At 74.5% G+C, this 22,073-nt stretch carries 16 protein-coding genes; 9 read left to right on the top strand and 7 right to left on the bottom strand.

Annotated features, from left to right (window positions below):
- Positions 1 to 263: 263 nt before the first annotated feature.
- Positions 264 to 1,691 (top strand): acetyl-CoA carboxylase carboxyltransferase subunit alpha/beta, encoded by a 1,428-nt coding sequence (locus M0M48_RS20120; protein ID WP_257752494.1) that lies wholly within the window; start codon positions 264 to 266, stop codon positions 1,689 to 1,691.
- Here the strand turns inward: M0M48_RS20120 and M0M48_RS20115 are convergent.
- Complete coding sequence (locus tag M0M48_RS20115; protein WP_257752493.1) at positions 1,684 to 2,058, bottom strand: nuclear transport factor 2 family protein; 375 nt, start codon at positions 2,056 to 2,058, stop codon at positions 1,684 to 1,686. The genes M0M48_RS20120 and M0M48_RS20115 overlap by 8 nt on opposite strands.
- Positions 2,059 to 2,304: 246 nt before the next feature.
- Here M0M48_RS20115 and M0M48_RS20110 point away from each other — a divergent pair, with 246 nt between their 5' ends.
- Complete coding sequence (locus M0M48_RS20110) at positions 2,305 to 3,588, top strand: adenylosuccinate synthase (RefSeq protein WP_215812837.1); 1,284 nt, start codon at positions 2,305 to 2,307, stop codon at positions 3,586 to 3,588.
- Positions 3,589 to 3,684: 96 nt separating this feature from the next.
- Here M0M48_RS20110 and M0M48_RS20105 read toward each other — a convergent pair whose 3' ends face one another.
- A complete protein-coding gene (locus tag M0M48_RS20105) occupies positions 3,685 to 4,191 on the bottom strand; it encodes a hypothetical protein (RefSeq protein ID WP_257752492.1) in 507 nt (168 codons plus the stop codon).
- Positions 4,192 to 4,340: 149 nt separating this feature from the next.
- Between M0M48_RS20105 and purD the strand changes: the two genes are divergently transcribed.
- The 3 genes from purD (at position 4,341) to M0M48_RS20090 (ending at position 6,804) form a co-directional block, all read left to right on the top strand.
- Positions 4,341 to 5,612, top strand: a complete 1,272-nt coding sequence (purD, locus tag M0M48_RS20100; RefSeq protein ID WP_257752491.1) for a phosphoribosylamine--glycine ligase — start codon at positions 4,341 to 4,343, stop codon at positions 5,610 to 5,612.
- Positions 5,612 to 6,121 carry a GNAT family N-acetyltransferase gene (locus tag M0M48_RS20095; RefSeq protein ID WP_257752490.1) on the top strand — a complete coding sequence of 170 codons (510 nt, stop codon included), beginning with the start codon at positions 5,612 to 5,614 and terminating at the stop codon, positions 6,119 to 6,121. The genes purD and M0M48_RS20095 overlap by 1 nt, the downstream gene beginning before the upstream one ends.
- 155 nt (positions 6,122 to 6,276) lie before the next feature.
- The gene (locus tag M0M48_RS20090) at positions 6,277 to 6,804 is read left to right on the top strand and encodes a Uma2 family endonuclease (RefSeq protein ID WP_257752489.1); all 528 of its coding nucleotides are present in this window, start codon (positions 6,277 to 6,279) and stop codon (positions 6,802 to 6,804) included.
- 7 nt (positions 6,805 to 6,811) lie between these two features.
- On the opposite strand, the gene M0M48_RS20085 is transcribed toward M0M48_RS20090, so the two are convergent.
- On the bottom strand, positions 6,812 to 7,228 hold the full coding sequence (locus M0M48_RS20085) for an SMI1/KNR4 family protein (protein WP_257752488.1): 417 nt from the start codon (positions 7,226 to 7,228) through the stop codon (positions 6,812 to 6,814).
- Positions 7,229 to 7,267: 39 nt separating this feature from the next.
- Here M0M48_RS20085 and M0M48_RS20080 point away from each other — a divergent pair, with 39 nt between their 5' ends.
- Genes M0M48_RS20080 through M0M48_RS20065 form a run of 4 tightly spaced genes read left to right on the top strand, consistent with a single transcriptional unit; the run spans position 7,268 to position 10,824 of the window.
- The gene (locus tag M0M48_RS20080) at positions 7,268 to 7,777 is read left to right on the top strand and encodes a GNAT family N-acetyltransferase (RefSeq protein ID WP_215812842.1); all 510 of its coding nucleotides are present in this window, start codon (positions 7,268 to 7,270) and stop codon (positions 7,775 to 7,777) included.
- A 46-nt stretch (positions 7,778 to 7,823) separates the two neighbouring features.
- Positions 7,824 to 9,242: an adenylosuccinate lyase gene (gene purB / locus M0M48_RS20075; RefSeq protein ID WP_418057777.1), complete on the top strand. Its 1,419-nt coding sequence runs from the start codon at positions 7,824 to 7,826 to the stop codon at positions 9,240 to 9,242.
- Positions 9,243 to 9,286: 44 nt separating this feature from the next.
- A complete protein-coding gene (locus tag M0M48_RS20070) occupies positions 9,287 to 10,429 on the top strand; it encodes a DUF2306 domain-containing protein (RefSeq protein ID WP_257752486.1) in 1,143 nt (380 codons plus the stop codon).
- Positions 10,426 to 10,824: an SRPBCC family protein gene (locus M0M48_RS20065; protein ID WP_257752485.1), complete on the top strand. Its 399-nt coding sequence runs from the start codon at positions 10,426 to 10,428 to the stop codon at positions 10,822 to 10,824. The genes M0M48_RS20070 and M0M48_RS20065 overlap by 4 nt, the downstream gene beginning before the upstream one ends.
- Here M0M48_RS20065 and M0M48_RS20060 read toward each other — a convergent pair.
- The 4 genes from M0M48_RS20060 to M0M48_RS20045 all read right to left on the bottom strand — a co-directional run bounded on the left by M0M48_RS20060 (position 10,811) and on the right by M0M48_RS20045 (position 22,022).
- Positions 10,811 to 11,128, bottom strand: coding sequence for an antibiotic biosynthesis monooxygenase family protein (locus M0M48_RS20060; protein WP_215812846.1), 318 nt, complete (start codon positions 11,126 to 11,128; stop codon positions 10,811 to 10,813). The two genes, M0M48_RS20065 and M0M48_RS20060, sit on opposite strands and share 14 nt — an antisense overlap.
- A gap of 9 nt (positions 11,129 to 11,137) precedes the next feature.
- Positions 11,138 to 13,864 carry a hypothetical protein gene (locus M0M48_RS20055; RefSeq protein ID WP_257752484.1) on the bottom strand — a complete coding sequence of 909 codons (2,727 nt, stop codon included), beginning with the start codon at positions 13,862 to 13,864 and terminating at the stop codon, positions 11,138 to 11,140.
- Positions 13,865 to 13,983: 119 nt separating this feature from the next.
- Positions 13,984 to 16,575, bottom strand: a complete 2,592-nt coding sequence (locus tag M0M48_RS30900; RefSeq protein ID WP_308220329.1) for a helix-turn-helix transcriptional regulator — start codon at positions 16,573 to 16,575, stop codon at positions 13,984 to 13,986.
- 332 nt (positions 16,576 to 16,907) lie between these two features.
- Positions 16,908 to 22,022 carry an Ig-like domain-containing protein gene (locus tag M0M48_RS20045; protein WP_257752483.1) on the bottom strand — a complete coding sequence of 1,705 codons (5,115 nt, stop codon included), beginning with the start codon at positions 22,020 to 22,022 and terminating at the stop codon, positions 16,908 to 16,910.
- Positions 22,023 to 22,073: the final 51 nt, after the last annotated feature.

The following is a 22,073-nucleotide window of genomic DNA, read 5'->3' as shown; positions in this document are numbered from 1 at the left end:
CCAGGTGCTGCCGTCCCGGCTCACGGGCACGGTTGCCGCGCTGTTCCCCCGTCGCTCGACAGCTCCGCACGGCACCCGACGCGCCCTGCGGCTGCTTCGCCGGACGCCGTCCCAGTACGGCACGCACCGTGCTCCGTGCTCTCGCGCTCGGACTTCTTGCCGGGCTCGCCGGCGTCCTCGGGCAGCAGTGAGTCGCGGTGCGCTGGGCATTTCGGCAGTTGTTGCCCACGCCGACCGCTCCGGGATGTGATGGCATGCCGGGCATGAGCGCCTCTCGCCGCTGGACCGCCCGTGAGCTGATCGACCTCGTCCTCGACGACGGTTCCTACGAGTCGTGGGACACCCCGGTCGACATCTCTGGTCACGCCGAGGCCTACCAGACCGAGCTCCGGGCGGCGGCCGACAAGGCCGGGACCGACGAGTCCGTGCTGACCGGGCGGGGCACGGTGCGGGGGCGGCCGGTGGCGTTCGTGGTCAACGAGTTCCGGTTCCTGGCGGGGTCGATCGGGGTCGCGGCGGCGACCCGCATCGCCGCCGCCGTACGACGGGCGACCGCGGAGGGCCTGCCCGTCCTGGCGAGCACGTCCTCGGGTGGGACCCGGATGCAGGAGGGCACCCGCGCGTTCGTGCAGATGATCGAGATCTCCCGGGCGCTGATGGAGCACCGCGCGGCCGGGCTGCCCTACCTCGTGCACCTGCGCCACCCCACGACCGGCGGGGTGTTCGCCTCGTGGGGCTCGCTGGGGCACATCACCGTCGCCGAGCCGGGCGCGCTGGTGGGCTTCCTCGGGCCGAAGGTGTTCGAGGCGCTCAACGGCCGCCCGTTCCCCGAGGGCGTGCAGCTGGCCGAGAACCTCGCGGCCAAGGGCGTCATCGACGCCGTCATCCCGGCCGAGGAGCTGCCGGCGCTGGTCGACCACGCGCTCGGCGTGCTGGTCGCCCCGGCGACCGCGCCGGTGCTGGAGCGGCGTACGCCGGTCGTCGCGGGCACGCTGCTCGACCACCCGGTCTGGGAGGACATCGAGATCACCCGGGCGCCCGGTCGGGTCGGCGTCCGCGACCTCCTCCGGTACGGCGCCGCGGGCACCCTGCGGCTCAAGGGGACCGACGAGGGCGAGCGTGACGACTCGGTCCTCATCGCGCTGACCCGGCTCGACGGGCAGCCGTGCGTGCTGGTCGGGCAGGACCGCTCGCGGCAGAGCCCGTCGACGCCCATGGGGCCAGGCGCGCTGCGCGAGGCGCGACGCGGGATGAAGCTCGCCCAGGAGCTCGGCCTCCCGCTCGTCACCGTCGTCGACACTCCGGGCGCCGAGCTGTCGCCGGAGGCCGAGGAGGGGGCGATCGCGGGCGAGATCGCGCGCTGCATCGCCACCCTGGTCACGATGACCGTGCCGACCGTGTCGGTGATCCTCGGTCAGGGCTGTGGTGGGGGCGCGCTGGCGCTGCTGCCGGCGCGGACCGTGCTGGCCACCGAGCGCGGCTGGCTCTCGCCGCTGCCGCCCGAGGGCGCGAGCGTGATCGTGCACGGCGAGCCCTCGCGGGCCGCCGAGATGGCGGCCCAGCAGAAGGTCGGCGCGCTCGACCTCCTCGCCGCGGGCGACGTCCACGGCGTCGTCCCGGAGCGCGCGGACGACACCGCCGAGACGCTGGCCCGCGCGGTCACCGCCGAGGTGGCCGCGCGACTCAGCTGACGACCATGTCCTCGCCGGCCCAGAACGCCCGCATGCTGGTGATCCGGCCGTCGTCGTCGAAGGTCATCACGTCGATCGGCGCCAGCGTGTAGGTCTGGTCGCCGGCCTTGGTCGCCAGCTCGAAGGCGAACGCCGCCTCGTTGCCCGCGACCCGGGCGAAGAGCAGCCGGCCCTCCTGCTCCAGTCCGTCGAGCGTTCCGTAGAACTCCGCGATCTGCTCGCGGGTGGTGCGCACCTCGGAGCCGACCGGGTCCTCGAGGGTGGCGCCGTCGGCGTACAGCGCGACGACGTCGGCGGAGCTGCCGCCGGCGACGAGGTCGACGTACTTCTGGATGGTCTCGAGGATGGTCTCGCGGCTGGCGCCCATGGGTCGCTCCTGGTCGTCGGAAAGTAGAACGTGTTCTCGTTGTCCCCGAATCTAGCGGGAAGGTCGCGTTTTGGTAACGTGACGCCGCAATGCTTCAGCAGCAGGGGAGCGAAGCGACCGACTGCACGAGCCCCGGTCCTTGCCGGGGCTTGTTGCATGTCCGAGAGCAAGAAGCAACACAACTGGTGCGTTGAGCAGCCGTCCGCGCGGACGGAGGGACTCCGTCTGTAGCGAAGGAGCAACCAGATGCCTGCAATCGTGATCGTCGGAGCCCAGTGGGGCGACGAGGGCAAGGGCAAGGCCACCGACCACCTGGGCAGCCAGGTCGACTACGTGGTGAAGTTCAACGGCGGCAACAACGCCGGCCACACGGTCGTCATCGGTGACGAGAAGTACGCCCTCCACCTGCTGCCCAGCGGCATCCTCACCCCCGGCTGCACCCCGGTCATCGGCAACGGCGTCGTCGTCGACATCGACGTGCTGTTCCAGGAGATCGAGGGCCTCGAGGCGCGCGGCGTCGACACGAGCCGGCTCAAGCTCAGCGCCAACGCCCACGTCATCGCCGACTACAACCGGACGATCGACAAGGTCACCGAGCGCTTCCTCGGCTCCCGCAAGATCGGTACGACGGGCCGCGGCATCGGGCCGACGTACGCCGACAAGATGAACCGGATCGGCATCCGGGTCCAGGACCTGTTCGACGAGAAGATCCTCACCGCCAAGGTCGAGGGCGCGCTCGAGCTCAAGGGCCAGATCCTCACCAAGATCTACAACCGCCGGGCCCCCTCGGTGGAGCAGACCGTCGAGGAGCTGCTCGGCCACGCCGACCGCCTCGCGCCGTACGTCTGCGACACGGGGCTGCTGCTCAGCCAGGCGCTCGACCGCGACGAGGTCGTGCTGATGGAGGCCGGCCAGGCCACCCTCCTCGACGTCGACCACGGCACCTACCCGTTCGTCACGTCCAGCAGCGCGATCTCCGCCGGCGCCTGCACCGGCACCGGCATCCCGCCGACCCGGATCGACCAGGTCATCGCGATCGCCAAGGCCTACACGACCCGCGTCGGCGAGGGCCCGTTCCCGACCGAGCTGCACGACGAGAACGGCGAGTTCCTGCGCAAGGCCGGCTGGGAGTACGGCACCACCACCGGCCGCCCGCGCCGCTGCGGCTGGATGGACACCGTCATCACCCGCTACGCCGCGCGCGTCAACGGCGTCACCGACTTCGTGCTGACCAAGCTCGACACCCTGACCGGGCTGGCCGAGCTGCCCGTGTGCGTCGCGTACGACGTCGACGGGGTCCGCCACGACGAGATGCCGGTCAACCAGACCGACTTCCACCACGCCGTACCGATCTACGAGAACCTGCCGGGCTGGACCGAGGACATCTCCGGCTGCCGATCGTTCGAGGAGCTGCCGAAGAACGCGCAGGACTACGTCGAGTTCGTCGAGGCGCGCTCCGGCGCCAAGATCTCGGTGATCGGGGTCGGCCCCGAGCGCGAGCAGGCGGTCGTGCGGCACCCGCTGCGCTGACCCGCGTACGAACAACCGAACGGCCGTGGCGGGTGTCCGCCACGGCCGTTCGTGTTCGCTGCCTCAGGTCAGGTCAGGTCAGGGTGCGGCGTGGCCTCAGAAGGTCGCGTCGGCGTGGGTGCACCACAGGTCGGGGTCCTCCGGCAGGTAGCAGTAGGCGTCCGTGCCCTCGAGGCCACGGCTGACCATCGTGCCCTGCGAGCCCGGGTAATTCATGAACCGATACTTCTGCTTGCCGGCCGGGTCCTTGGCGCCGGACTTGAACACGTACTCGCACAGCGACTTGTTCGTGCAGGTCTTGCCCTCGGACGAGGTCCAGTTGGCACCGGGCGCGCCGCCGCCGGCCCACCGGTTGAGGTTCACCCGCACCCGCATGATCTGCATGACGCGGGGGCAGTTGACGCGCATCTTGCCCTCGACGTAGCCGTCGGCGCGCTTCTTGACGTAGAGCGCCACGGCCGAGCAGCCGTAGGCGCGTTGGGTGAGCAGCGCGCTCGCGGCTGGCGTCGCGGGGGCCGCGTCGGCACGGGGCACGGGAGTGAGGAGACCGAGGAGCAGAGGCAGGGTGGCGGCCAGCGCGAGGCGGGCGAGGATCTTTCGCATCAGGTGTCCTTCCGAGAGGGGGACCGGCGTGGATGCTGCCGGACGATGACCGTACTCTCGATCTGTCTCGGTGGCGACAGATCATGGAAACCCGCTCGAAAGGGGTGCGCGGTCGCGGGCCGGACGCGCCGCTTCTAGGATCGACGTCCGTGAAGACCCTCGTCATCGGCACCGGCGGCCGCGAGCACGCGCTCGCCCTCGCGCTCTCCTGCGACCCCGGGGTGAGCGAGGTCCACGCGGCCCCGGGCAACCCCGGCATCGGCGCCTTCGCCACGCTGCACCCGGTCGACCCGATGGACGGTGCCGGCGTCGCGGCGCTGGCGGTCGAGCTCGGCGCCGACCTCGTGGTGGTCGGGCCCGAGGCGCCGCTGGTCGCGGGCGTCGCGGACGCCGTGCGCGCGGCGGGGATCGCGGTCTTCGGGCCGTCCCGCGCGGCCGCCATGCTCGAGGGGTCCAAGGCGTTCTCCAAGGAGGTCATGGCCGCCGCCGGCGTGCCGACCGCCGGGTCCTTCACCTGCACCACTCCTGACGAGGTCGCGGCGGCGCTCGACGCGTTCGGCCCGCCGTACGTCGTCAAGGACGACGCGCTCGCCGCCGGCAAGGGCGTCGTGGTGACCCGCTCGCGCGACGAGGCCGTGGCGCACGCGGCGGCCTGCGGGCGCGTGGTGATCGAGGAGTTCCTCGACGGGCCCGAGGTCTCGCTGTTCGCGGTGTGCGACGGCGCGACGGCGTACCCGCTGCAGCCGGCGCAGGACTTCAAGCGGATCTTCGACGGCGGCCGCGGCCCCAACACCGGCGGCATGGGCTCCTACTCGCCGCTGCCGTGGGCGCCCACCGACCTCGCCTCCGCCGTCATGGCGCAGGTCGTCCAGCCCACCCTCGACGAGATGAACCGGCGCGGGACCCCCTTCGTCGGCTGCCTGTACGTCGGCCTGGCGCTCACCGCCGAGGGCCCGCGCGTGATCGAGTTCAACTGCCGCTTCGGCGACCCCGACATCCAGCCGGTGCTCGCCGTGCTGGAGTCCCCGCTCGGCCAGCTGCTCGCCGCCGCGGCCCGCGGTGAGCTGGCGTCGGTGCCGGCGCCGGTCTTCCGCGACGGCGCCTCGGTGACCGTCGTCCTCGCGTCGGCGGGCTACCCGGAGTCGTCGTCCAAGGGCGACGTCATCACGGGGGTCGGCGCGGCCAACGGGGTCAGCGACGTCGACGTCATCCACGCCGGTACGGCGCTCGCCGACGGCTCGCTCGTCACCGCCGGTGGCCGCGTGGTCGCGGTCCGGGCGATCGGATACGACATCGCCGACGCGCGCGCCCGGGCCTACGCGGCGGCCGACCTGATCCGCTTCGACGGGCTGCAGCGGCGTACGGACATCGCGGCGGAGCCCCTCGGTGCGATCGAGGGCGCCTCGCTCAAGGACGAGTGATGGCGGCCGTCGTACGGGCTGCTGTCGACGGGGACCTCGACGCGGTCGCGCGCATCTACGCCCGCGAGGTCGCCGAGGGCCACGCCACCTTCGACGTCGCCCCGCCCGCGCGCTCGGTGTGGGAGGCCAAGCTCGCCTCGACCCACCCCGGCGACCACTTCCTCGTCGCCGAGGCCGAGCCCGGCGGCCCGGTCGTCGGCTTCGCCTACTCGGGCGCCTTCCGCGACCGCGGCGCGTACCACCACACCCGTGAGGTCACCGTCTACCTCGGCGCCGGCGCGACCGGTCGCGGCCTCGGCCGCCTCCTGTACGACGACCTGCTCGCCCGGATGACCGCCGCCGGCATGCGCACCGCGCTGGCCTGCATCGCGCTCCCGAACGACGCCAGCGAGGGGCTGCACCGCGCGTGCGGGTTCGAGCGGCAGGGGGTGCTGCGCGAGGTCGGGCGCAAGCACGGGCGGTGGATCGACATCGTGTGGTGGCAGAAGATGCTGCTCCCGGAGGCCTGAGCGCTCGAGAAACCGCAGGTCAGCGCGCTGTCTGTGGACAACGCGTGGTCGACGTTTCGCGTACCTCCCCGGAGGGTGAGCCTTTCCCCGACCCGATGGCCGGGTCATCATGGGAGAGGAGTTCCGGTGTGTCCGTCTCGGTGTCAGGAGTCTCGGTGGAGGCAGTGCAGTACATCCCGATGTCGTGGGAGGAGTACCTCGCCACGCCGAAGCATCCCCGCCACGAGTGGGTCGACGGGGTGGTCGTGGTGAGCCCCGACCCGATCTGGCGCCACCAACGCATCGCGCGCCGATTGGCCAACCTGTTCGACCAGGTCGAGAACCTCTTCGGCTCGAGCTCCGGCAACATCAAGCTGCCCGGCAACCGGGTCCGGATCCCCGACGCCTACGCCACCACGCAGCCCGAGGGTCTGTTCATCGAGCGGCCCGTCCTGGTGGTCGAGGTGCTCTCGCCGAGCACGCGCACCGAGGACCTGGTCCGCAAGGCACCCGAGTACGCCGCCGCGGGCATCAGCCAGCTCTGGGTCGTCGATCCGGAGCGGCGCACCCTCGAGGTGCACCACCTGGTCGACGAGGGCTGGGAGACGCTGGTGCTCCTCGACGACCACCGCCCGCGCGCCGAGATCGCGATCGCGGACCACGGCGTCGTCACGGTCGATCTGCCCGACCTCCTCGATGCCTGAGCCCGCCTCACGCGTGCACGTTGTCCGCGACGAACGTCCGGAAGTCCGGCGCCAACGCGTCCACCCGCCCGCTGTCGTGGTCGAGGATCCGCACCGCGCCGTCGGCCGCGATCCAGATCGGGTTGCCGGCGCCGTCGTCGGCGATGACGAGGCCGTCGACGACCGCGCCGTGGGCCTCGCGGGCCCAGGTGGTCAGCTCGACGCACGTCTCGCGGCCGAGCAGCGAGGAGTGGTCCCACAGGTGCACGGCGACGCCGACGAAGCAGCCGCCCCAGCGGGCCGCGAAGTCGGCGAGGTCCGGGTCCGGGGTGAGGCCGAGGGGAGCCAGCCGGGCGGCGAGCTCGTCGGGCGGGATCGGCCGGCCGGCGCCGTACGTCGTCACCGCGCGGGTGATGCGCGCGACCAGGTCGTCGTCCAGGGCCATGGCGTGACCCTAGATCCATCGGCCTGGCACAGTGGCGCCATGGTCGAAAGCGCGCACCCGGGTACCGCGTCCGGCGTCCTCACCACCCGGCTCAGCCTGGTCCTGTGGGACGCCGACACCGTCGCCGACATCAAGGCCGGCCGGCGCCGTCCCGAGTGGCACGCCGACTTCCCGCGCGAGGACGACGAGGGCGCGGCGACCTTGTGGCGCGACGGCGACCCGTGGGGGCCGCGGTCGATCGTGTCGCTCAAGCAGCAGCTGGTGATCGGATCGATCGGGTTCTTCGGGCCGCCGCAGGACGCGGCCGACGGGGTGGCCGAGGTGGAGGTCGGCTACGGGCTGGTCGCGCCGGCGCGGGGGTACGGGCTGGCGAGCGAGGCGCTGGGGGCGCTGCTGGAGCGGGCCGACGGGGCCGGCGTACGGGTGCGGGCGTCGATCGCGCCGACCAACGCGGCGAGCCTGCGGGTGGCGGCCAAGGCCGGGTTCACCGAGGTGCGGGGGAGCACCGAGGACGGCGAGATGGTGCTGGTCCGGCCCGTCCGCGCCTGAGCGGGCGAATCGGCCCGGGCGCCGGCACATGGGAGAATGGCCCACCGTGACCGTGCCGAACGTCCTCGCCACCCGCTACGCCGCCGCCGACCTCGCTGAGATCTGGTCGCCCGAGCACAAGATCGTCCTCGAGCGGCGGCTGTGGATCGCCGTCCTCAAGGCGCAGAAGGACCTCGGTATCGACGTCCCCGACGGCGTGATCGAGGCCTACGAGAAGGTCGTCGAGAACGTCGACCTGGCGAGCATCGCCGACCGGGAGCGGATCACCCGGCACGACGTGAAGGCGCGCATCGAGGAGTTCGCGGCGCTCGCGGGCCACGAGCACATCCACAAGGGCATGACGAGCCGTGACCTGACCGAGAACGTCGAGCAGCTCCAGGTCCGGCAGTCGCTCGACCTGCTGCGCGACCGGGCGGTCGCGACGCTGGCCCGGCTGGCGCGGCTGGCGGCTGAGCACGAGACCACCGTGATGGCGGGCCGGAGCCACAACGTGGCCGCGCAGGCCACGACGCTCGGCAAGCGGTTCGCGACGGTGGCCGACGAGCTGCTCATCGGGGTGGAGCGGATCGAGCAGCTGCTCGCCCGCTACCCGCTGCGCGGCATCAAGGGTCCGATGGGTACCGCCCAGGACATGCTCGACCTGCTCGGCGGGGACGCCGACAAGCTGGCCGACCTGGAGCAGCGGGTGGCGCGCCACCTGGGCTTCGAGCGGGTGCTGACCAGCGTCGGCCAGGTCTACCCGCGCTCGCTCGACTTCGACGTGCTGTCCGCGCTGGTCCAGCTCACCGCGGCGCCGTCCAACCTGGCGACGACGATCCGCCTGATGGCCGGCAACGAGATCGTCACCGAGGGCTTCAAGGAGGGCCAGGTCGGCTCCTCCGCCATGCCCCACAAGATGAACACCCGCTCCTGCGAGCGGGTCAACGGCCTCGCCGTGGTCACCCGCGGCTACCTCTCCATGGTCGGCGAGCTCGCCGGCGACCAGTGGAACGAGGGCGACGTCTCCTGCTCCGTCGTACGACGGGTCGCGCTGCCCGACGCCTTCTTCGCGGTCGACGGCCTCTTCCAGACGTTCCTGACCGTGCTCGACGAGTTCGGTGCCTTCCCGGCGGTGATCCAGCGCGAGCTCGACCGCTACCTGCCGTTCCTGGCGACCACCAAGGTGCTCATGGCGGCGGTCCGCAACGGCGTGGGCCGCGAGGTCGCGCACGAGGCGATCAAGGAGGCCGCGGTCGGGACCGCCCTCGCGATGCGCCAGGGCCAGGCCGAGAACGACGTGTTCGCCAAGCTCGCCGCCGACGAGCGTCTCGGGCTGACCGCCGAGCAGCTCGCGACGCTGGTCGCCGAGCCGATCACCTTCACCGGTGCCGCGGTCGCCCAGACCCAGGAGGTCTGCCGGCAGGTCGCCGCGGTCGTCGAGGCGCACCCGGCCGCGGCGGCCTACACGCCCGGCGCGATCCTCTGACCTCGGGCACGACGCCGGGACCCTCGGCGTGGACGCTGCCCCGGGTGGCCTTCTGGGTCGTGGCGGTCGTGGCGATCGGCTACTTCCCGCTGGCCTTCACCTACGGGTGGCACTTCTTCGCCGCCGACGCACCGCGGCTCCAGGACCACCTCCAGGGGGCGGTCGTCAGCCACGACTTCGGGTTCGGGCACGGGTCGGTGGTCCAGCTGCGGGCCGAGGACTACCGCGAGCACCGGGTCGTGATGCTCGTGCACACGAGCACCGGGGCGCTCGCGCTGGCCCTGGCGATGCTGCAGTTCTCGCCGCGCCTGCGCGCCCGGCGTCCCGCCGTGCACCGGTACGCCGGCCGGGTCTACCTCGCGCTCATGGCGACGAGCATGCTCGCGGCCTACGCCTTCCTGCTCGGCAGCCCGGCCATCGACTACTTCGGCGGCTCGGCGTTCGACCTCCAGCTCTGGGGCCTGGCCACGGGCACGCTGGGTTCGGCGGCCTACGCCCTGTGGGCGATCCGGCGGCGCGACGTCGTCACCCACCGCGCCTGGATGACGATGAACATCGCCTTCATGCTCACCGCGCCGCTGCTGCGGGTGCTGTGGGTCGGGCTCGGCCGGATCGACGAGGGGCTCGAGCTCATGGCGAGCCTCGACTCCGGCGCCTCCACGCTCGCGATCGTGGCGCCCGGCGGCGGCGCGATCGCCTTCCTGCTGACCCAGCGGGCGACCCGGCGCGCGGACGTCGCGCCGAACGCCCGCCTCCAGTACGCCGCCGCGGTCGTCGTCGCGGCGCTCGGCTCGCTGTGGCTGCTCGACCGCTTCGGCCGGCTGCCCGCCGAGGCGCCGGGCGCGATGGTCTGGGCCGGGCACCTGCTCCCCGCCTGGGGGCTGCTCGCGATCTGCCTCGCCGGCGCGGCCCGGGCGGGCCGGGCCGGTCAGGGGATCGGTGAGCAGCGCTGGCGGTGGCTGGCCTGGGGTGCCGCGCTGGCCACGCCGGTGACGGCGCTGGTCGTGGTGGCCGCGACGCCGTCGTACGGGCTGGTCGACGGCTTCCTGGCCGGCCAGATGCTCGCGCCGGTGACGCCGATCCTGGTCGCCTTCGCGCTGATCGTGCACACCGCGGCGCCGCGCCGCCGGGTCCGCGGCGCTGCGGCCGCCCCGGCTGAGGAGCGGGCTGGCACGATCGTGGGGTGACCCGGATCGTCGTCGCCTTCCCGGTCCCGCGGGAGCGGGCGTTCGCCTACCTCGCCGACCCGCGCAACCGGCCGGCCTGGCAGTCCTCGCTGCGGGCGGTCGCCGGGGTGCGGGACGACGACAGCGCGTGGACCGACGTGACCGTGGTCCCCGGCATCCGGCCCCGGATGCGCACGACGCTCAGTGAGCCGCCGTACCGGTGGGTCGAGGAGGGCGAGTGCGGCCCGTTCCGGGCCCGCCTGGAGCTGCGCTTCGACGAGGACGCCGCCGGCTGCCGGGTGACCGCGGACTTCGCGGTCCGCGGCCTCCGGGTGGGCGGCCTGGTGACGTGGGGGAGCCGGGCGGCCGTGGCGGCCGACCTGCGCCGTGCGGCGCGGCTGCTCAGCCGCCCTTGACGTCGAGGACGACCTCGAACTCCAGCAGGTCGGCGCCGGTCGCGACCGGCTTGCGGGGCGCCTCGCCCGGCTTCTCGGCGTGCGCGGCGCGGCCCTGGCCGTCGCGCCAGGCGGCGAACGACTCCTCGTCGGCCCACTGGGTGACGACGAAGTAGCGGTCCTCGCCCGCGGTCGGGCGGAGCAGCTGGAAGCCCAGGAAGCCCGGCGACCCCTCGACCGCGCCCGCGCGGGCGGCGAAGCGCTTCTCGAGCTCGGGGCCGGCGCCCTCGGGGACCTGGATGGCGTTGATCTTCACGACGGACATGTCTCGACCCTAGGCGCGCCGGGCCCGGCGCAGGCACACGGCCCCGGCCGCCAGGAGCAGGACGGCGAGCAGGCCGTACCGCCCGTCGACCGCGGAGCCGGTGGCGGGCAGGGCGCCGGCGTCGGCAGTACCAGAGCCGGAGCCGTCGGCCGGGTTCCCGCCGCCGCCGTGACCGGCGTTGCCGTCACTGGCGCCGTCACCGGGTCCCTCGGGCGTGCCCGGCGTGCCCGGGGTGCCGGGATCCCGAGGCGTGACGGTGAGCGTGGCGGTCCCCGTCACCGTGTCGCCGGGCGCGGCGAGCAGGGCCCCGAACCGGCCGGACGCCAAGCGCTCCGGTGCGGCCGGCGCCGGGACGACGTACGAGCCGGTGACGGTGAGGTCGCCGGCCGAGGTCGCCCCGCAGGCGTTGGCCGAGCAGGTGCCGGGCGCGGTGCTGGTGAAGGTGGTGGCCCCGGTGAGGTCACCGGTCTCGTTGCCGTAGGCGTCGAAGCCCGCGGCGGTGAAGGCCCGGGTGCGACCGGCCTCGATGGTGGCCCGGCCGGGGCTCAGCGTGATCCGGTCGACGGGACCCGCCACGACGGTCAGGCGTGCCTCGGCGCTCCTGCCGTCCAGGGTGCCGGTGACCGGGTAGGTCGCGGCGACCGTGCTGGAGCACCGCTGGGCGACGCAGGTCGCGCCCGGACCGGGGGCGAAAGCGGTCCGGTCGGTGACGTCGCCGATCACGTTGTCGTAGGCGTCGTACGCCGTCGCGGTGAGGTCCACGGCCTCGCCGGCGGGGACGGTCGCCGTCGCCGGATCGAGCCCGATGCGGTCGGTGGGGCCCGGGACGACGATGAGGAGGGCCGTGTAGAGCCACTGGAACTCCTCGTTGACCGGCTGGCCGTTCAACCCGCCGATCCGGATGACGTAGACGCCGGCCCGGGTCGACCCGCAGACCGTGCCGGTGCAGCTCGCGCCGGCGCTCGCCTGGAGCTCCAGGGCGTCGATGCCCGTGGACCCCTCGGCCAGGTTGCCGTAGGTGTCGAGGATCCCGGGCGCGAACGCCTGGGTCTCGCCGGCCCGGATCACGGCCGCGGAGGGAGCCAGGCCGGTCGCGACCCGGTTGCCGTCGGACACGACCACGAAGGTGGTCGTCGCGGTGAGGTCGCCGAGGTGGGCCGTCACGGTGTGCCGGCCCGCGGCGGTGGAGGTGCAGGTGGCGCCGGTGCAGCGGAGGGAGCGCTCGCCGAACGGCGTCCGCAGGGTGCCCGCGCCCTCGATCGTGAGCCGGGCGTTGTCGGTGACGGTGCCCAGCGGCAGGCCGTCCGCGGCGTAGGCCCGGACCACGAACGTCCCGGGCGCACCCGCGGGCGTGCTCGCCGCGGTCGGGGCCACCTCGATCCGGGCGATCCCCGCGGTGGGCCGCTCGTCCGGGTGCACCCGGAGGGTCGCGGTCGCGGTCCGGCCGCCCTCGGTGGCGGTGACGGTGTAGGTCCCCGCGGTGGCGGCCGTGCAGGCGTTGTCGGTGCAGATACCCGGCGCACCGATCGTGTACGTCGCCCCGGGCGCCGGCGTGCGGTTGCCGAAGGAGTCCACGAGCGCGGCCCGGAAGTCCTGGCTCGCGCTGGCGGTGACGGCGGCCTCGGCCGGGCTCACGACGAGACCGGTCGGTGCGCCGGGCGCGACCTCGACCTCGGTCGTGGCGCTCAGGGTCGGGTCGTCCAGGAGGGCGACGACGGAGTACCGCCCGGCCCGGTCGAGGGTGCAGGTGGCGGCCGGGCAGGTGACCGAGGCCCCGAGGTCGGTGACGCCGTGGTCGTCGACGGGCGCGACCCGGAAGGCGGCGCGGTCGGTGACGTCGAGCGTGTTCCCGAGGGGGGTGCGGCCGGCGGCGGTCACCGCGAACGGCGTACCGGCGCTCACGGGGCCCGGCGGACCGGTCACGGAGAGGCCGTTGAGCACGTGGCCGCCGACGGTCAAGGTGGCCGACGCGGTCACCGCGGGGTCGCTCGGATCGGTGACCGTGACGGTGTAGGTGCCGGGGGTGGTCGGCTCGCAGCGCGCGCTGTGCCCGCTGGCGAGGCACGCGAGCCCACCGCTGGCGGTGTAGTCGACGGTGTACGCCAGCTCGGTCCGGTTCCCGTACCGGTCGACGCGCAGCGCGCTGAAGACCTGGGCGTCGCCGATGCCGATGCTGGCGGCGGTGGGCTTCAGCGTGATCCCGGCGGTCGGTCCCGGGGTGACCTGGAGGCCGGCGACGGCGGAGAAGCGGTCCCACCGCGCCTTGACCACGGCGACGCCGGCCCGCGTCGTGGTGCAGGACCCGGCGGTGCAGGACCCGCCGCCGACGACCTCGTAGTCGGCCTCGGCGGTGACCTCGCGCAGCCGCGTCCCGTCGGCGTCGACGCTCCACACGGCGAAGGACGCCGGCTCACCGGCGACGGTCGAGGCCGTCTCGGGAGTGAGGGTGATGCCGGCCGGCCGGGCCGCGGCGGGCGCGGACGCCTTCTCCGGGGCCGGCTCGGCCTCTGGGGACGGCGTCGGGGTCGGGGTCGGATCGGCCTCCGGTGACGGCGTCGGCTCGGGCGTCGGCGTCTCGGGCGTCGGCGTCTCGACCGCGGCGGTCGGCGCCGGGGAAGCCGGGACAGCCGGGGTCGGGGTCGGGTCGTCGGCCATCGCCGGCGTGATGCCGGCGAGCAGCACCAGGGTGGCCGCGCCGAGGGCGAGGACGGCGGCCGGGCCGCGACGTGAGGACATGAGGAAGGCTCCGATCGGGGGATGCCGCGGGCCGAGCAGGCCGCGGCGGCTCTACCGAACCCCCTGACCGGGTGCCGGGCAACGCCTCCGGGGGACAAGTCGCCCCGAAAGTCACCCAGCTAGAGCAGGTCGAGCTCGATCGCCCGTTCCAGCACGGCGGTGCGCGAGCCGGCGCCGAGCTTGCGGTAGATCCGCTGCAGGTGGGTCTTGACGGTGTTCTCCGACAGGTGCAGGGCGGCGGCCAGGTCGCCCCGGTGGGGGTGCTGGGCGAGGGCGGCGAGCACGGTCCGCTCCTGGCGGGTCAGCGCGACGACGGTGGGCGCGGCGTCGAAGCAGGCCGGGATCGGCGCGGCCAGGTGCTCCTGGACGGCGGGGCTGCCCCGGCTCGCCGCGATCCGGCGCAGCGCGGCGACGTCGTCGGGCGGCAGGTAGATCAGGTGCAGGCGGGCGCCGTCGGGGCCGACCTGGGCGAGGACGCGCTCGAGCAGGGCCGCGGCGGCGTCGTCGTGCCCGGTCCGGGTGGCGGCCGCGGCGCCGAGGACCAGGACGGCGGCGAGCGAGCGGATCGTGTGCCCGGGGCGGCTCTCCAGCGCGGGCAGCGCGGTGAGCAGACCGGTGGCGTCGCCGGCCAGCAGGCGGGAGAGGGCCGCCGCGGGCGCGAGCTGCCCGCCGTAGCCGGTCCGGGAGCGCAGCAGCGCCGTCGAGCGGGGGTGGTTGCCGGCCGCGAGCCAGGCGACGGCGAGGGCACCACGGACCGCGGCCGCGCCGACGCTGTCGCCCATCACCGGCGGCGCCGGCGTCCGGCGCAGCTGCTCCTCGACCCGGCGTGCCTCGGCGGCGGCGGAGCCGAGGCCGATGTGGGCGTGCAGGAGGGTCCAGGTCAGCAACGGCCAGTGCTCGGTGGTGTCGCGGAAGGTGGTGTCGTCGAAGGTGGCGAGGGCGCCGGCGAAGTCGGCGTCGTCGAGCCGGAGGACGGCCTCCCCGATCCGGCCCAGGGCGTTGGCGTAGGAGCGGTCCTCGCCCGGGCGCCAGGCCGGCGCACTGAGCAGCGAGCGGGCCGCGCGGGCCGGGACGGTCTGGCCCTCGAACGCGCCCAGCCCGACGGCGTACACCGCGGTGTGGTTGCGCACCACCGGGTCGGTCGCCATCGCGACCGCGCGGGTCGTGGAGTCCCGGGCGCCGGCGACGTCGCCGGCGAGGAACTGGGAGTAGGCGAGGTGGCGCAGCGCCATCGGGCCGAGGAAGCTGAGCCCCTCGCGCTCGCCCGCGGGCATCCGCGCGAGGAAGTCGAGGGCCTCGGCGGCGGCCCGGCCGGACTCCTGGACCCGCCCGAGCAGACGCAGGCTGACGACCTTCGCGACGTGGCCGAGGAGGTACTCGCCGGTGGTCGGGTTCGGGAAGCGCGGGCCGTCCCAGCGGGCGGAGATCCGGAAGTAGTCGGCGGCGGCGCCGCGCAGCGACGGGTCGCGGAAGCAGGCGAGCCCGCGCCCGAACGCGAGCGCGGGGAACTGGGTGAGCGCGCGGCTCGGGACCGAGGCGAGGTGACGGTCGACCAGGCCGGTGGACTGGGCGTCCTGGGTGGTGACGACGACGGCGGCGTAGACCCGGGCGGCGATGCCGAACAGGCCGGCGCCGACGGCCATCTCGAGGGCGGCCTCGTAGCTGCCGTGCCGGTGCAGCCACGCCGCGCTGTGCTCGGCCGCCCGCTGTTGCTCGGCCACCGGGCGCTGCCGGGCCTCGGCCAGGACGGCGTCGCGCAGCGACTCGACGTACTGGAAGACCTGGTGGCCCGGCGCGAAGGGGATCCGGCGGCCGAACCCGTTCCACTCCAGCTCGTCGAGGATCTCCTCGACCTCGGCCGGACCGGCGGCGCCGGTCGTTCCCGCGGCCAGGTCGACGGCCAGCTCCGCGTCGAAGTACGGCGGCACGCTGGTCGCCAGCACGAAGGCGTACGCCGCACCGCGCTCGAGCTGGGCGCGCAGGTCCTCGGCCACCAGCGCCTGCCAGGCGGGGTCGTGCTGGCCCGGGGTGGTCCGCGCCCGGTCGTGGGGGCGGGCGAGCATCGCGGCCCGCAGCGCCAGCGGGTAGCCGTGGGTGGCCGCGTGCAGGTCCGGCGCGGTGTCGCTCGCGCCGGGACTGCCGAAGGCCGCCAGCAGGTCGCGGGTCTCGTCGAGGGTGAAGGCGAGGTCGTCCTCGGTCAGCAGCTGCACCTCGCCGCGCAGGCGCCGGGCGGGGCCGGCCAGCGTGCCGGGGGTGCGGGTGGTGACGACCACCTGCAGCCGGGGGACCAGGCGGACCAGGCGCAGCAGGTCGTCGTCGACCTGTCCGGCCGCGGCCCGGACCTTCTCGTAGGCGTCGAGCACGAGCAGCGGCCGGGTGCTGCTCGCGAGACCGCGGGCGATCACCGCGGCGGGATCGGGGCTGGACTCGATCTCGGTGAGCAGGGCGGGCGGCGCGGCCGGCCCGCCCGTCATGCCGACCCGGCCGGTGGCGGCGAGCACGGTCTGCCAGAAGGCCGACCGGGACTCGAGGTCGTTCTCGAGCGTCACCCAGACGACGTCGGTCGCGGTGAGCGTCTCGACCCAGGCCCGGGCCAGGCTGGTCTTGCCGTAGCCGCTCGGGGCCGCGACGACGCTCAGCCGGGCCTCGGGGTGGTCGAGCGTGTGGTGCAGCCGGGCGCGCGGGAGCAGCACGGGACCTCCGCCGGCCATGGCTCCCTCCTCGGCCTGAGTCGACCCGAGTCGACCCGAGACGTCCCGGGCCGCCCCGGGCCGCCCCGGGGCGCCGTCTCGAGGGCCCATCATCGCGCACGCCGCAGGGGCGGCGGGAGGAGGTGCGGCCCGGACAGACCTGGGGGGGTTGGGTTGGTCCGTCCGGGCCGCACCGGCCTGCCGGCACCGTCGCCCCACACGCGGTGCCGGGTGCCGCGGCGTCTGCCCGGGAGCGGGCGACGTACGTCGGCAGGTCAAGCGAAGGCCGCCAGGGTGGGCGGGGGCAAGGGTGGGGGCGGGATGTCGCCCGCCATGTCACCCGCACCGGGGTCTCAGCCCACCGGCACCGCCGTCACCACGAGGTTCTTCGTGTAGTGGAAGCGTCCGTTGCGGTAGGTCACCCGGCCGGTGCAGGTGACCAGGGTGAGCCGGTGCTCGCCCGTGGTCGCGACCGAGGCGCCGCTCAGGCCGCGGCCGCGCGGCTGGGTGGTGACCGAGGCGATCCGGTAGGTCCGGACGACCCCGTCGGCCCCGCGGACCTTGACGAGCTGTCCCTTGCGGGCCTGGCGCAGCTTGCCGAAGGCCCCCGGCCGGTCGCGGCGGTCGGAGACGTGGCCGGCGATCACGGTGGCACCGACGGCCTCGCCGGGAGCGGCGGAGCCGGCGAGCCAGCCGCCGCGCCGGGTGGTGCCGGGCAGCTGCAGGGTGCCGCGGCGGGCGCCGACGGTGTCGACCCGGGCGCTCATGTCGAGCGCGGGCACGGAGACCTGGACCGGGCGCAGCCGGCGACCGGCCACCGGGGAGCGGGTTCCCGAGAAGCCCGCCTCGACGCGCACCTTCCCGACCGCGGGCCGGTGCACGAGGGTGGTCTCCGCGACCTGGCCGCAGGAGTGGCTCGCGGCCGCGTTGTGCTCGTCGGCCGTGGTCGAGACGACCCACGTGTAGTAGCCGGGCTCGCGCACGGTGATCGAGGGCGTGGTGAGGGTGCCGTCGCGCGGCGTGAAGAAGACCGTCCCGACCGCGTTGGCGCGGGTGCACATGGACGCCGACGGACGCGTGACCGGTCCGTACAGCGTGGCCCGGCCGGACGCCGTACCGCCGGGGCGGAAGCCGGAGATCCGGACCTGGTCGGTGAGCCGGACCGAGCGCGGGGCGCCGGAGCGGTCGACCGGGATCGCCACCCGGGCGCGGGTCGTCGTGGTGATCACCGGCGCGGCGGGGGCCTCGTCGTCCTCGGTCACGGTGAGCCGCACCTCGGCGTCGTGGCACTGGACCGGCGCGGAGGTGTCGCAGACCCGGACGGTGTAGCCGTCGTCGCCGTGGAAGCCGGACGCCGGCCGGTAGGTCACCGCGCCGGTGGCCTCGTCGACGACGACCGAGCCGTGCTCCGGCGGGGTCACCACGGTGACGGCCGCCGGGTCCAGCGGCTTGCCGGTGGTGCTCGCGATGTCGGCCAGGTCGGTGACCACGGGGACGTCCTGCGCGGTCGTGACCGCGGCCCCGGTCGTGAACACGTTGGCCACGGTCACCCGCACCGTCGCGGTGTCGCAGAACGGCACCTCGGTCGAGGTGTCGCAGACCTGGTACTCGTAGGAGTCGACGCCCGAGAAGCCGGCGCCCGGGGTGTAGCGGAACCCGCCGTCCGCGGCGACCACCGTGCCGTACGCCGCCGCGGTCGTGAGCGTGGGCTCGGCCAGGTCCTGCCCGGTCTCCGAGAGGTCGTTGTCCGTGACGTCGGTGTCGACCGCGGTGCCCACGGTGGTGCTCGCCACGTCGTCGGTCGCCGTCACGGTGTTGGTCCCGACGGTGACCGGGACGGTGATCTCCGCGCACTGCTGGGGCACGGAGGTGTCGCAGACCTCGACCTCGTAGCTGTCCGGGCCGCTGTAGCCCGCGGCCGGGGTGTAGGTGACGGCGCCGCTCGGGAGGATCTCGACGGCGCCGTGCCCGGGTGCGCGCACCTGGGTGACGCCGGACGCCGCCAGGGGCTTGCCCGAGGTGGTCGCGAGCTCGGTGAGCGCCGACTGGTGGGCGACGTTCTGCGGCGTGCTCACCCCGGAGCCCGGCGTGAACACGTTGCGGACGGTCACGGTCACCGTGGCACCGGAGCACGCGATCGGCGCCTCCTGGTCCTCGGACACCGCGTAGACGTAGGAGTCCTCGCCGGAGAAGCCCTCCGCCGGCGTGTAGGTGACCGAGCCGTCGCCGCCGACCGTCGCCGTACCGCCGGCCGGTGCGGTGGTGATCCGCGGCGTGCCGAGCGGGACGCCCCCGGGTGCGGACGTGTCGTTGGCCCGGACGTCGGTGGTCACCGGGTCCGGAGCATCGGTGCTCGCGGTGTCGTCCTCGGCGTCGATGCGCACCGACGGGAGGACGACGACCTCGGTGTCGTCGGCGTCGACGACGATGATCGCGCCGTCGAAGGCCGCCACCCAGGTGGGGGCGTGGTCGCCCCAGGCCTGGATCGTCTCCTGGCGGTAGCCCGAGCCCGTGGGGACGAGCCGGAGCACCCGCTTGTTGCCGGTGTCGCCGATGACCAGGTCCCCCTCGGGGGTGATCGCGACGCCGGTCGGGCCGTCGACACTCGTCGACACCACCGACGGCGTGTAGTCGGCGCCGGACGGCGTCAGCCGCACGACCCGGTCGTGGCCGCGGTCCGCGACGAACAGGTTGCCGTCGGCGTCCACGGCGATGCCGTACGGGCGGTCGAGGCCCTCGGCGATGGTCCGGCGCGTGTACGTCGCTCCGGACGGCGTCAGCTTCTCGACGTGGCCGCTGCCCCGCTCGGTGAAGTAGACGTTGCCGTCGGCGTCCACGGCGACGCCGGAGGGACGCTGCAGGTCGCCGGCGAGCACCGTGCGCGTGCCGTAGTCGTGGTCGGCCTCGGACCAGTCCAGCCGGACGATCTCGTGGTCGCCCTCGTCGGCGTAGAAGACGTTGCCGTCGGCGTCGACCGCGATGCCCTGCGGGTCCAGGCCCGGCCGGGAGTCGATCGTCGAGGGGCCGCTGCCGGGGCCCCAGCCGATCACCGCCGGGCTGCCGGGGTCGGAGATGAAGACGATCCGCCGCGCGTCGACCGCGATGCCGGTCGGCTCGACCAGGTCGTGGGTCGCGACGAAGCGGCCGGCGTACGCCGTCGAGGAGAGGGGCGCGCAGCCGTCGTCCGCGGCGACCTCGATCGTCACCGTGGCGACGTCGCAGACCTGGGCGGGCGCGGCGGTGTCGCGGACCTCGTAGGTGTAGTGGTCGGTGCCGGACCAGCCCGCCGCGGGCGTGTAGGTGATGGTGCCGTCGGGGTTGACCGCGGCCGTGCCGTGCGCCGGAGCGCCGACGACGGTCGGCGCGGCCAGCGGCGCGTTGGTCGTGTCGTTCGCCCGGACGTCGGTGATCACCGAGCCGCCGCCCGTGACGGCGGTGGTGTCGTCCCCGGCCTCGAGCCGTGCGGGACCGAGCATGACGAGTTGGTTGGTCCCGCCGTCGGCCACGAAGAGGACGCCGTCGCCGCGCACCGCGATGCCCAGCGGGCCGGTGTCGCCCCAGCCCGGGACGACCGAGGAGGCGAAGCCGCCGCCCGACGGGGTGAGCCGGAGGATCCGCTGGTGGGAGGTGTCGCCGACGAAGAGGTTGCCGTCGGCGTCGGCCGCGAGACCGTAGGCGTCCTGGAGCCCGGTCGCCACGACGTCCTGGGTGGAGCCGGTGACGGTCGTCCGGATCCGGACCACGGTGGACGCGGTGACGACGTAGGCGGTGCCGGCCGGGTCGACGGCGACGGCGTGCGGGAACGTCAGACCGGAGGCAACGACCTCGGTGGCGTAGCCCGAGGCGGCGACCAGACGCAGCACCCGGCCCTGGTTGAGCTGGTGGGTGTTGGCGGAGACGTAGAGGTCGCCGTTCGGGGCGACCGCGATCCCGTGGAGCTGGCCGAGGAGCGGACCGGAGGCGACCACCGTGCTGGTGTAGCCGCCGCCCGACGGGGCCAGCCGGGTGACGGTGCCGGCGTTCCAGGAGGTGACGAACAGGTTCCCGTCGTCGTCGACGGCGATGCCGGCCGCGCCGGCGACGCCGGTCGCGACCACCGAGCGCGTGAAGCCGGAACCCGACGGGGTGAGCCGTACGACCTCGCCGCGGTCGGTGTCGGTGACGAAGAGGCGGCCGTCGCCGTCGATCGCCAGCTGGCTGGGGTACTCGATGCCCGACGGGATGACGGTGCGACCGGTGCCGCCGGTGGTCCCGACCGGGCCGCAGGAGTTGTCCTGGCCCACGGTCACGGTGACCTGGGCGGTGTCGCACACGGTGCCGCCGGCGTTGCGGACGGCGTACGTGTAGGTGTCGGTGCCGGAGAAGCCGGCGTCCGGCGTGTAGGTGATCGCGCCGTTCGGGGTGACGGCGACCGTGCCGTGCGCGGGGTGCGTCGCCACGGTCGGTACGGCGAGGGCCGCACCGCCGCCGTTGTCGTTGGCCCGGACGTCGGTGGTCACCGGGGCGCCGCCCGTGGTGGTGGCGGTGTCGGCGACGGCCTGCACGGTGCGCGGGGTCAGCTTGACGACGCGGTCGTTGCCGGTGTCGGTGACGTACAGGTTCCCGTCGTCGTCGAGGGCGACGTCGTGGGGCGCGGCGAGGCCGGTGACCGGCAGCACCGCCTGGGTCCAGCCGGCCCCGGCCGGGGTGAGCGTCACGATCCGGTCGTTGCCGGTGTCGGCGACGTAGAGCGTGCCGTCCGGGCCGACCTCGATGCCGCGGGGGCTGCTCAGGCCGGTCACCGGGATCTCGGTGTGCGTCCAGCCGCCGCCCGACGGCGTGGACCGGACGACCTGGCTCGTGGTGGCGTTGCTGAAGGCGGTGGAGTAGAGCGCGCCGTCGTCGTCGAGCGCCAGCCCGAACGGCTGGTAGCCCGGCGGGGTCGACCGCACCTCGGTCTGGACCCAGTCGGGGTTGCCGGGCGTCAGGGCCAGCACCTTCCCGCCGTTGGCCGCCGTCACGTAGACCTGCTCCGGGCCGGCGATCGCCAGGGCGGCCGGGTACGCCATGCCCCAGGCCACGGCGTGCTCGAGGACATAGCTGGAGCCCGACGGGATCAGCCGGGACACGACGTTGTTGCCGCCGGCCGAGAACCACACGTCGCCGTCGGCCCCCACGGCGATGCCGTGGCCCTGGTTGATGTTGTCGGGAAGCACGACGGTCGCGTAGCCGGAGGCCAGCGGGACGAGCTTGAGCGGGCGGCCGGTGCCGCTCTCGACGACGAAGACGTTGCCGGCGCCGTCGACGTCGAGGACGGTCGGCTCGTCGAGGCCGGTGACGACCTCGCTCTGCGCGAACCCGGACGACGGCGTCGGGCCGCACGGCTGGACCGGCCCCGGCGCCGCCGCGGCGCGGGCGGGGCTCGCGCCGACGGTGGCCACGACCGTCGTCCCGGTGAGGGCGAGGGCGAGGGCGAGCGGTGCCGTCACGAGAGCGCGACGGACGAGGGAAGGGGTGCGGGGAGCGCGCAAGGGAGCATC

The organism is Pimelobacter simplex (genome assembly GCF_024662235.1).
Taxonomy (GTDB): domain Bacteria; phylum Actinomycetota; class Actinomycetes; order Propionibacteriales; family Nocardioidaceae; genus Nocardioides.
The sequence above is the reverse complement of the archived record's forward strand: the minus strand, read 5'-3'. Positions and strand labels throughout refer to the sequence as shown.

Coding starts and splice junctions, on each gene's coding strand:
- M0M48_RS20110 (WP_215812837.1), top strand. CDS start 2,305: ATGCCTGCAATCGTGATCGTCGGAGCCCAGTGGGGCGACGAGGGCAAG.
- M0M48_RS20055 (WP_257752484.1), bottom strand. CDS start 13,864: ATGTCCTCACGTCGCGGCCCGGCCGCCGTCCTCGCCCTCGGCGCGGCC.
- M0M48_RS30900 (WP_308220329.1), bottom strand. CDS start 16,575: ATGGCCGGCGGAGGTCCCGTGCTGCTCCCGCGCGCCCGGCTGCACCAC.
- M0M48_RS20095 (WP_257752490.1), top strand. CDS start 5,612: ATGGCGGCCGTCGTACGGGCTGCTGTCGACGGGGACCTCGACGCGGTC.
- M0M48_RS20060 (WP_215812846.1), bottom strand. CDS start 11,128: ATGTCCGTCGTGAAGATCAACGCCATCCAGGTCCCCGAGGGCGCCGGC.
- M0M48_RS20105 (WP_257752492.1), bottom strand. CDS start 4,191: ATGCGAAAGATCCTCGCCCGCCTCGCGCTGGCCGCCACCCTGCCTCTG.
- M0M48_RS20115 (WP_257752493.1), bottom strand. CDS start 2,058: ATGGGCGCCAGCCGCGAGACCATCCTCGAGACCATCCAGAAGTACGTC.
- M0M48_RS20085 (WP_257752488.1), bottom strand. CDS start 7,228: ATGGCCCTGGACGACGACCTGGTCGCGCGCATCACCCGCGCGGTGACG.
- M0M48_RS20120 (WP_257752494.1), top strand. CDS start 264: ATGAGCGCCTCTCGCCGCTGGACCGCCCGTGAGCTGATCGACCTCGTC.
- M0M48_RS20080 (WP_215812842.1), top strand. CDS start 7,268: ATGGTCGAAAGCGCGCACCCGGGTACCGCGTCCGGCGTCCTCACCACC.